The organism is Aeromicrobium sp. REDSEA-S32_B7, from assembly GCF_001626145.1.
GTDB lineage: Bacteria > Actinomycetota > Actinomycetes > Propionibacteriales > Nocardioidaceae > Aeromicrobium > Aeromicrobium erythreum.
Map to the genome: position 1 here is coordinate 1 of NZ_LUNF01000090.1, position 7,942 is coordinate 7,942.

10 protein-coding genes are annotated in these 7,942 nt (G+C 71.5%); 4 read left to right on the forward strand and 6 right to left on the reverse strand.

Features of this window, described 5'->3' with window-relative positions:
• Positions 1 to 172 precede the first annotated feature (172 nt).
• Both A6Q79_RS06820 and A6Q79_RS06825 read left to right on the forward strand, forming a co-directional pair.
• A complete protein-coding gene (locus A6Q79_RS06820) occupies positions 173 to 1,048 on the forward strand; it encodes a 1,4-dihydroxy-2-naphthoate polyprenyltransferase (protein WP_317697292.1) in 876 nt (291 codons plus the stop codon).
• Positions 1,045 to 1,560 (forward strand): metallophosphoesterase family protein, encoded by a 516-nt coding sequence (locus tag A6Q79_RS06825; RefSeq protein ID WP_286689713.1) that lies wholly within the window; start codon positions 1,045 to 1,047, stop codon positions 1,558 to 1,560. Before A6Q79_RS06820 ends, A6Q79_RS06825 begins: the two co-directional genes overlap by 4 nt.
• 6 nt (positions 1,561 to 1,566) lie before the next feature.
• Here the strand turns inward: A6Q79_RS06825 and A6Q79_RS06830 are convergent, their stop codons facing one another.
• Together A6Q79_RS06830 and A6Q79_RS06835 are read right to left on the reverse strand one after the other, a co-directional pair.
• Positions 1,567 to 2,652 carry a PLP-dependent cysteine synthase family protein gene (locus A6Q79_RS06830; RefSeq protein WP_286689714.1) on the reverse strand — a complete coding sequence of 362 codons (1,086 nt, stop codon included), beginning with the start codon at positions 2,650 to 2,652 and terminating at the stop codon, positions 1,567 to 1,569.
• On the reverse strand, positions 2,633 to 2,899 hold the full coding sequence (locus tag A6Q79_RS06835; RefSeq protein ID WP_286689715.1) for a DUF4229 domain-containing protein: 267 nt from the start codon (positions 2,897 to 2,899) through the stop codon (positions 2,633 to 2,635). The genes A6Q79_RS06830 and A6Q79_RS06835 overlap by 20 nt, the downstream gene beginning before the upstream one ends.
• 122 nt (positions 2,900 to 3,021) lie before the next feature.
• On the opposite strand from A6Q79_RS06835, the gene A6Q79_RS06840 reads away from it, so the two are divergent.
• Positions 3,022 to 3,297, forward strand: coding sequence for a PLD nuclease N-terminal domain-containing protein (locus tag A6Q79_RS06840; RefSeq protein WP_067854565.1), 276 nt, complete (start codon positions 3,022 to 3,024; stop codon positions 3,295 to 3,297).
• A gap of 35 nt (positions 3,298 to 3,332) precedes the next feature.
• On the opposite strand, the gene A6Q79_RS06845 is transcribed toward A6Q79_RS06840, so the two are convergent.
• The 4 genes from A6Q79_RS06845 to A6Q79_RS06860 all read right to left on the reverse strand — a co-directional run bounded on the left by A6Q79_RS06845 (position 3,333) and on the right by A6Q79_RS06860 (position 7,239).
• Positions 3,333 to 4,277 carry a DUF559 domain-containing protein gene (locus A6Q79_RS06845; protein WP_286689716.1) on the reverse strand — a complete coding sequence of 315 codons (945 nt, stop codon included), beginning with the start codon at positions 4,275 to 4,277 and terminating at the stop codon, positions 3,333 to 3,335.
• A gap of 151 nt (positions 4,278 to 4,428) precedes the next feature.
• Positions 4,429 to 5,361 carry a c-type cytochrome biogenesis protein CcsB gene (gene ccsB, locus A6Q79_RS06850; RefSeq protein ID WP_067854559.1) on the reverse strand — a complete coding sequence of 311 codons (933 nt, stop codon included), beginning with the start codon at positions 5,359 to 5,361 and terminating at the stop codon, positions 4,429 to 4,431.
• Positions 5,358 to 6,557: a cytochrome c biogenesis protein ResB gene (locus A6Q79_RS06855; protein ID WP_317697305.1), complete on the reverse strand. Its 1,200-nt coding sequence runs from the start codon at positions 6,555 to 6,557 to the stop codon at positions 5,358 to 5,360. The genes ccsB and A6Q79_RS06855 overlap by 4 nt, the downstream gene beginning before the upstream one ends.
• 13 nt (positions 6,558 to 6,570) lie before the next feature.
• Positions 6,571 to 7,239 carry a DUF3363 domain-containing protein gene (locus tag A6Q79_RS06860; RefSeq protein WP_317697308.1) on the reverse strand — a complete coding sequence of 223 codons (669 nt, stop codon included), beginning with the start codon at positions 7,237 to 7,239 and terminating at the stop codon, positions 6,571 to 6,573.
• On the opposite strand from A6Q79_RS06860, the gene A6Q79_RS06865 reads away from it, so the two are divergent.
• Positions 7,175 to 7,942 (forward strand): FAD-dependent monooxygenase (locus tag A6Q79_RS06865; protein ID WP_317697311.1); only part of this gene is annotated, 768 nt, incomplete at its 3' end. The genes A6Q79_RS06860 and A6Q79_RS06865 overlap by 65 nt on opposite strands.

Here is a 7,942-nt window from a genome sequence, read left to right on the forward strand (position 1 = left end):
TGCTCGCCAACCCGAAGGCGGCAACGAGGCTAAGAGCCAGACGACAGGTGCTCAGGATCCAACCACCGCGCTAGCGGCGAGCCTCACCATCACACTGACGACGAGGCTAGCCGCGACGCCTGGGTCGGCCCGTGCCGGGACGCCCCCGGTCCACCGTGTTGAATGGCTGCTCGTGGCAACCCCAGGACAGTGGCTCGCCGGCTCCCGGCCCCGCACCCTCCCGGCCGCCGTCTCGCCGGTGCTCGCGGGCACGGCCGTGGCGGCGTACGTCGACGAGCCGGTGTGGTGGAAGGCGGCCCTGGCCCTCGTGGTCAGCCTGGCGCTGCAGGTCGGCGTCAACTACGCCAACGACTACTCCGACGGCATCCGCGGCACCGACGACGACCGCGTCGGTCCGCTGCGGCTGGTCGGGTCGGGGCTGGCCCGGCCCTCGGCGGTCAAGGCCGCCGCGCTCGGCTTCCTCGGCCTCGGCGCGCTGCTGGGCCTGGCCCTCGCGGCCACGACGACGTGGTGGCTGCTGCTCGTCGGCGTCGCCGCCCTCGGCGCGGCCTGGACCTACACGGGCGGCCCGAACCCCTACGGCTACCGTGCGCTCGGCGAGGTGAGCGTCTTCCTGTTCTTCGGGCTGGTCGCCGTCCTCGGCACGGTCTACGTGCAGGTCGAGGGGCTGCCGTGGGAGGCCTGGGCGGCAGCCGCCGGCGTCGGCGCGCTCGCCTGCGCGATCCTCGTCGCCAACAACCTGCGCGACATCCCCACCGACGTCGAGGCGGGCAAGCGGACGCTCGCCGTCGTGCTCGGCGACGCCCGCTCGCGCCAGTTCTACGCGGCACTCGTCGGGCTCAGCGCCGTGCTCGCCGTCGCGCTGGCCGTCGGCGCCACTCCCTGGGCCCTGCTCGCCCTGCCCGGCCTGCTGCCCGCCGCCCCCGCACTGCGGGCCGTGCTCTCGGGTGCCGGCGGACCGGCGCTCGTCCCCGTCCTCAAGGCCACCGGCGTCGCCGAGCTGCTCTGGTCGGCCGGCCTCGCCCTCGGGCTCGTCCTCGGCCGATGACCTCCGACCGGGGCAGGCTCGTGGTGGGCGTCGTCTCCGACACCCACGCCCCCAGGTTCTGGAAGGGCATGCCCGAGCGGGTGGCCGAGGAGCTGCGCGACGTCGACCTCGTCCTGCACGCGGGCGACGTCTGCCGGCCGTCCGTGCTCGACGAGCTCGCGACCCTCGCGCCGGTGCACGTCGTGCTGGGCAACAACGACGGGGCCGACGTCGCGGCGTGGGGCGCGCCGGAGACCCTCGAGCTCGACCTCGCGGGCGTGCGGGTCGCGATGATCCACGACGCCGGCCAGAAGCAGGGTCGCGTCCGGCGGATGCGGCGACGCTTCCCCGACGCCGACGTCGTCGTGTTCGGGCACTCGCACATCCCGTGGGACGAGACCGACGAGGCCGGGCCCCGCATCCTCAACCCCGGCTCGCCGACCGACAAGCGACGTCAGCCGCACGGCACCGTCGGCCGACTGGTGCTCGCCGACGGGGCCGTCGAGTCGTGGACGCTGGTCGAGGTCAGCTGACCGTGCTCACACGACGTCCGGCAGCAGCCCGGTCGCGTCGTACTCGGCCAGCCGCTGCGTCCACGGCGCGAGGTCGATGCCGCGCTGGGCCAGCCACGCGTCGTCGTAGTAGCTGCTGAGGTAGCGCTCCCCCGCGTCGCACAGCAGGGTGACGATGCTCCCGCTCTCTCCCGCGGCCCGCATGCGTGTCGCGACGGTCAGCGACGCCCACACGTTCGTGCCGGTCGAGCCACCCACCAGACGGCCCAGCCGGTCGCTCGTCCAGCGCATGGTCGCGATCGACGCCGCGTCGGGCACGCGCAGCATGTCGTCGATGACACCGCCGACGAACGACGGCTCGACCCGCGGCCGACCGATGCCCTCGATCCGCGACGACACCCCGGTGACGACGTCGGACGTGTCCTGCTCCCAGCCGTCGAGGAACGCCGAGTTCTCGGGGTCGGCGACGAGCAGCGACGTGGGGTGGCGGCGGTAGCGCAGGTAGCGGCCGATGGTCGCGGACGTGCCGCCCGTGCCGGCGCTGACGACCACCCAGGCGGGCACCGGGTGCCGCTCGGCCGACATCTGCTCGAAGATCGACTCCGCGATGTTGTTGTTGCCACGCCAGTCGGTCGCCCGCTCGGCGTACGTGAACTGGTCCATGTAGTGGCCGTCGCACTCCTCGGCCACCCGGCGCGCCTCGTCGTACACGTCGGCCGCGTTCTCGACGAAGTGGCAGCGTCCGCCGTACCACTCGATGAGCGCGACCTTCTCCGCGCTCGTCGCGGCCGGCATGACGGCGACGAACCGGAGACCGACGAGGCGGGCGAAGTAGGCCTCGCTGACGGCCGTCGACCCGCTCGAGGCCTCCACCACCGTCGAGCCCGGCCCGATCCACCCGTTGCACAGGGCGTGCAGGAACAGCGACCGCGCGAGCCGGTGCTTGAGGCTGCCGGTGGGGTGCACCGACTCGTCCTTCAGGTACAGGTCGACGTCGGGGGTGGCGACGGGCAGCGCGTGCAGGTGCGTGTCGGCGCTGCGGTTGGCGTCGGCCTCGACGCGACGGATCGCCTCGTCGATCCAGGCGCGGACCTCAGTCGACGTCTTCGGCACTGCGGGACTCCTCGATGCGCGACGTCATGCGCTCGGCGCGTTCCTGCAGCTGGAGCGCGACCTGCTCACGCATGCCGGCGAGCAGGAAGATCGAGATGACGGAGGAGATGATCATGGCGGCGAGCAGCACGAGCAGGTTGGTGAGCTCGTCGAACTCCAGGAAGGTGCGCCCGACGCCCCACAGCAGCAGGTAGGTGACGGCCAGGACGCTGAGCCGCGCGAGCGTGTACCTCCAGAACGCCTTCATGCGTCGAGCCTAGTCGGCGCCGAGAAGCCCCTCGTCGGCACCCGTTGCAGGCCTGCGACGGTCGTCGCCGCGGCGGCGACGCTCGGGCGGCGCGGGTTGAGGGCCGCAGGTACGGTGGCGCCATGGGGAAGGCACTGATCGCGATCGTCGCCGTCGTGCTGCTCGTGTACGCCTTCTTCGACCTCCTGGCCACGCCGCGCCAGCAGGTCCGCGGGCTGCCGAAGCCCGCCTGGTTCGTCGTCATCCTGCTGCCGTTCGTCGGCCCCCTCGCGTGGATGTTCCTCGGCACGCAGTCGCGCAAGGGTCGCCCCCCGCGCGACTCCGGCTACGGCTGGCCCGGCGGCCGTCCCCCCACCCGCGGCCCCGACGACGACCCCGACTACCTCCGCGGCCTCTAGCGCCAGCCAGCAACTTTTGGACAGTTGCGGGGCGCTCAGGCGGCGCTCCGACCCCCTGAAGTGTCCAGAACGGCGGGGCGGGTGAACCACCTGAGCCACTGGACGCTCGTGACCGGACGAGGGCCCGTGTACCCGCGAGCGACGAGGGCGGCGTGGACGCGCCACGGCACCTGCCTCGGCGCGGCGAGGTCCGCCGCAGCCACGACGATGATGCGGTAGCCCAGCGCCTCGAGCGCCTCACGACGTCGCCGGTCGCGTGCCCACTGCGCGCGGTCGGTCTCGTGGTGGCGCCCGTCGTACTCGACCACGACCTTCCACCGCGGGTACAGCAGGTCGACGCGAGCGACGAACCGACCGCGCTCGTCGAGGACGTCGACGTTCACCTGCGGCTCCGGCAGACGTGCGAACACCAGCATGAGCCGCAGCAGCGTCTCCATCGGCGACTCCGACCCCTCTCGCACCATGGTCATGGCCCGGCGCGTCCGCGTCACGCCGTGCAGGTGCTGCGCGTGGCAGAACGACTCGAGCCCCTCGCGCGTGCACGACGTCGCACGCAGGAGGTGCTCGGCCACCTGGACGAGCGTCACCAACCCGAGACGGGTGCCGCAGTCGACGAAGGTGCGCTCCGGCCGGGTGACGGGGATCCCCGCCACGGTCGTGCTGGGGATCGCGTGCAGACGACGGTGGAGCACGACCCCCGGCAGCCTCGACCGGAGCGCGGTCCGAGTGGAGAGGTCCACGTCGTCACCGCCGGTGTCGTAGCCCCACACCCTCAGGGCGGTCAGGTGACTGACGACGCAGTCGGCCGGCAGCACGAGCAGCGCCGCGACGATCCTGACCCGCCAGGTGAGAAGGACGTCGGACCGCACGTAGACGCCGCGGTGCAGGCGTCGGAACCGTGACCCTCTCAGGACGTCGCGGCTGACACCACGGGCCTGCGCCTCGCGCAGCGTGAACGGTCGATCGCGTGGAAGATCCATGCCCCGACGCTGGCCCTGCCCGCCCGTCCGAGCAACCTACCCCTGTGGACGGCCGACGCGACTCCTCGTCGTGGACACTTGCGGGGCATTCCGACCTCACACACCGCCCCGCAAGTGTCCACAACGCGGGGAGGGCAGGAGGGGCGGCGGACTACTTCGCGTAGGAGTGGAGGCCGGAGCCGAAGAGGTTGACGATGTAGTAGCTGGTGACGAAGGTGGCGAAGCCGACGATCGCGATCATCGCGGCGCGCTTGCCCTTCCAGCCGGCGGTGGCGCGGGCGTGGAGGTAGCCGGCGTAGACGACCCAGGTGATGAAGGCCCAGACCTCCTTCGGGTCCCAGCCCCAGTAGCGGCCCCACGCGTAGTGCGCCCAGATCGGGCCGGCGATGAGGGCGCCGAAGGTCCACAGCGGGAAGCCGACGGCGATCACGCGGTAGGCCAACCGGTCCATGACCGCCGCCGACGGGAAGCGCGACAGACGCGGTCCGACCGTGCCGTTGTCCTCCGCCCGCTGACGCACCAGGTACATGACCGACGCCGCCGTGCCGAGCAGGAAGAACGCACCCGCGATCATCACCGCCGCCACGTGGATGACGAGCCAGTAGGAGTGCAGCGCCGGCACGAGCGGACCCGGCTCGACGTACGTCGAGACCGCCAGGCCCAGCACCGCCAGCGCGAACCCGGTGACGATGCCACCGACCCACTCGATCGGCGACACGCGCGCGACGACGACGTACACGAGCAGCGCGATGAACGCGCCGCCCACGCCGAACTCGTACATGTTGCCCCACGGCACACGCTGCGACGCGAGACCACGGGTGACCATCGCGAGCCCGAGCACGACGGTGCCCAGCACGGTCAGCGAGTACGCGACGGAGCGCAGGACGTCGGAGCGGCTCGCCGACTCCTGCTCGACCGGCTCCGCGGGGACGCCGCCGGCGCCGACCGCGACCGGCTGCTCCTCCTTGACGACCTGACGGGCGAAGCCCCACTCGGCCACGTACGCGAGGAACGCCAGCGCCACGACGATCATGCCGGAGGTGACGGCAAAGTTCGACACCTGCGTGTAGTCGGCGAGGTTCATCGGGGCTCCTTCTCCGGGTCGTCCGGTGGGTCGCCGAGGCCGCTGCGCAGCTGCGCCAGCAGGTCCTCGAGGCTCGTGCCGAGGTCGTCGCGCGGCACGCGGTCGAGGGCGGCGACCTCCACCACGGTACGCGAACCCACCCGACGTGCACGGACCCAGGTGCGCCGCGGCCGCACGGCCAGCGACAGCACGAGCCCGACGATGCCGATGCTGATGCCGCCGAGCGGCAGCCAGACGAGCGGCGTCGACGCGATCTGGAACCGAGCGAACAGCGTCAGGTCGGTGAACTCGATCGTGCCGCCGTCCGGGAGGTCGGCCTCCTGCCCCGGACTCAGGCTCACCCGGAAGTTCGAGCCGTCGGCGTTCTTGTACTGCTCGAGCTTGTCCTGGTCGAGGACGTACACCGACTGCGGCAGCCCGTCGTCGACCCCGAGGTCGCCATGGAAGACGAACAGGCCGAGCAGCGGGTTGACGGCACCCGGGAACGCCGACACCGACGCCTCCTCGGTGCCGTTCGAGACCGCCGTGGGCAGGAAGAACCCCTGGAAGCCGAGCTGCTCGGGACGCGCGTCGGGCACCTTGATGACGCCGTTCGACGTGTACGTGCCGTCGGCCGGCAGGAACGGCACCGCACCGTCGAACACGACGTCGCCCTTCGCGTCGGTGATCTTCACGACCGGCGCGTAGCCCTGCCCGACGAGGAAGACCGACGTGCCCCCCACGTTCAACGGATGGTTCACGCGGATCTCGTACGGCTTCTCGCGGCCGTCGACGCCCTCGCGGTACGTGCCCGACGCCTCGAACAGGCGCGGCGCCCCCCGCTGCGGACCCGTCGTCCAGAAGCGGGCCACCATCTTGTCGAGCTGCAGCGAGAAGGGCGGCAGGTCGTTCGTGTCGAACAGCGCACCCGACGCGAACTCGTCGTACTGCGTGAGGACGTTGGCGAAGCCCTCCCCCTGCGTGACGATCGCGGCACCGCGGTAGAAGATCGGCGGCGCATAGGCGTCGAAGGCAAACCACCACCAGAAGAAGGCGGGCGGCGGATAGACGGGATAGTCACCGATGCGGAACCAGGGGGCACCGAGCGCCGCCTGAAATCCGAGCGCCTCCGCCGTCGATTGGGTCGCGGTCCAGACCGCCGCGACGACGATCAGCAGCACCGCGAAGATCTGGCCCCATAATATCCTGTCGCTCATCGTTCATCCTTTCTCAGATTGCGATCCCGCGATTGCGGCCAAGGCTCCAGTCGATGCCGCCCGCGGTGGCGGTGCCGGTGACATGCTGGCCGAGGTGCCGGTCGAGCGCCGGGCGCCAGGGCACGAGTTGAAAGCCAAGCCCGTCGTCGATCATCGCGAAGCGCCCCGAGGCGAGCGACACGCGCTCGCGGTAGGTCCCGCTCACCGCGTCGCCGGTGGCCGGCGGGCGATGCGCGAGCCCGGTGCGCGCGGCGATGGTCTCGCAAGCCGCCTCGAGGTCGCGCCGCCTCAGCGTTTCGATGAGATCGGGCGCCAGTACGAGCTTGCCGTCCCGACGGCTCGCGAGGCCTTCACCCGCGAGAAACTCGGCGCGCGCGGCCATGGCGCGGCGAACATCGATGCCGAAGCCCGAGGTTGCTGCTACGGGCCTCGCCGCGACCAGTTCGCGGTCGAGCCAGGTTGCACCGCGCGCGGATATCTGGTCGGCAACCGCAAGGTCCGATCGCAGGGCGAGCGAGAGATGCTCGCCGTCGTCGCGTCCTTCCCAGCGCCGCAGCTCGACGATCGCGCCCGGCTTCGACGGCCGCGCCTCGGCGATCGCCAGCGCGGTGTGGCAGATGTTCGGCGTGCTCGGGCTCGCCGACCGGCTCGCACCCCAGGGCTGCCCGATCCGCGCGATCAAGGTCAGCGACGGGGGACAGGCGGGCGAACTCGATTTCGTCGCCGATGCGGATGCCCCCGCGCTTGGTACGATGGTCGAAAACCGCCAGCTTCGCCTCGCGCTTGCGGCAGCGCTCGCCGAAGCGTCGCTGGTGCGGCTGTTCATGCCGGCGAAGGTGGTCGCGCGCGATGTCGATGCGCATGGCGTCACGCTGACCCTCGCCGACGGCACGCGGCTCGCGGCGCCGCTGCTCATCGTCGCCGAAGGGCGTCGTTCGCCCACCCGCGACGCGGCGGGCTTCACGATCGCCAACTGGTCCTATCATCATCATGCGATGATCGGCGCGGTGGCGCATTCGCGCCCGCACGATCAGGTCGCGCACGAAATCTTTTTCCCCTCGGGGCCCTTCGCGCTGCTCCCGCTCGTCGATGATGCCGAGGGGCGGCATCGTTCGGCCTTCGTGTGGACCGTATCCGAACAGGACGGGCCGGGTTTCGCCAAGCTGGGCGACCGGGGCTTCCTTGCCGAACTCGGCAAGCGCGCGGGCGATATTCTCGGCACGTTGGAACTGGTCGCGCCGCGCATGACCTATCCGCTCGGCTTCCATCACAGCGCGCAGATCGTTGGCGACCGCATCGTCCTGGTCGGCGACGCCGCGCACGGCATCCATCCGATTGCGGGGCAGGGTCTCAACCTGGGGCTGCGCGATGCCGCGGCGCTGGCC

Coding starts and splice junctions, on each gene's coding strand:
- A6Q79_RS06825 (WP_286689713.1), top strand. CDS start 1,045: ATGACCTCCGACCGGGGCAGGCTCGTGGTGGGCGTCGTCTCCGACACC.
- A6Q79_RS06840 (WP_067854565.1), top strand. CDS start 3,022: ATGGGGAAGGCACTGATCGCGATCGTCGCCGTCGTGCTGCTCGTGTAC.
- A6Q79_RS06835 (WP_286689715.1), bottom strand. CDS start 2,899: ATGAAGGCGTTCTGGAGGTACACGCTCGCGCGGCTCAGCGTCCTGGCC.
- ccsB (WP_067854559.1), bottom strand. CDS start 5,361: ATGAACCTCGCCGACTACACGCAGGTGTCGAACTTTGCCGTCACCTCC.
- A6Q79_RS06855 (WP_317697305.1), bottom strand. CDS start 6,557: ATGAGCGACAGGATATTATGGGGCCAGATCTTCGCGGTGCTGCTGATC.
- A6Q79_RS06845 (WP_286689716.1), bottom strand. CDS start 4,277: ATGGATCTTCCACGCGATCGACCGTTCACGCTGCGCGAGGCGCAGGCC.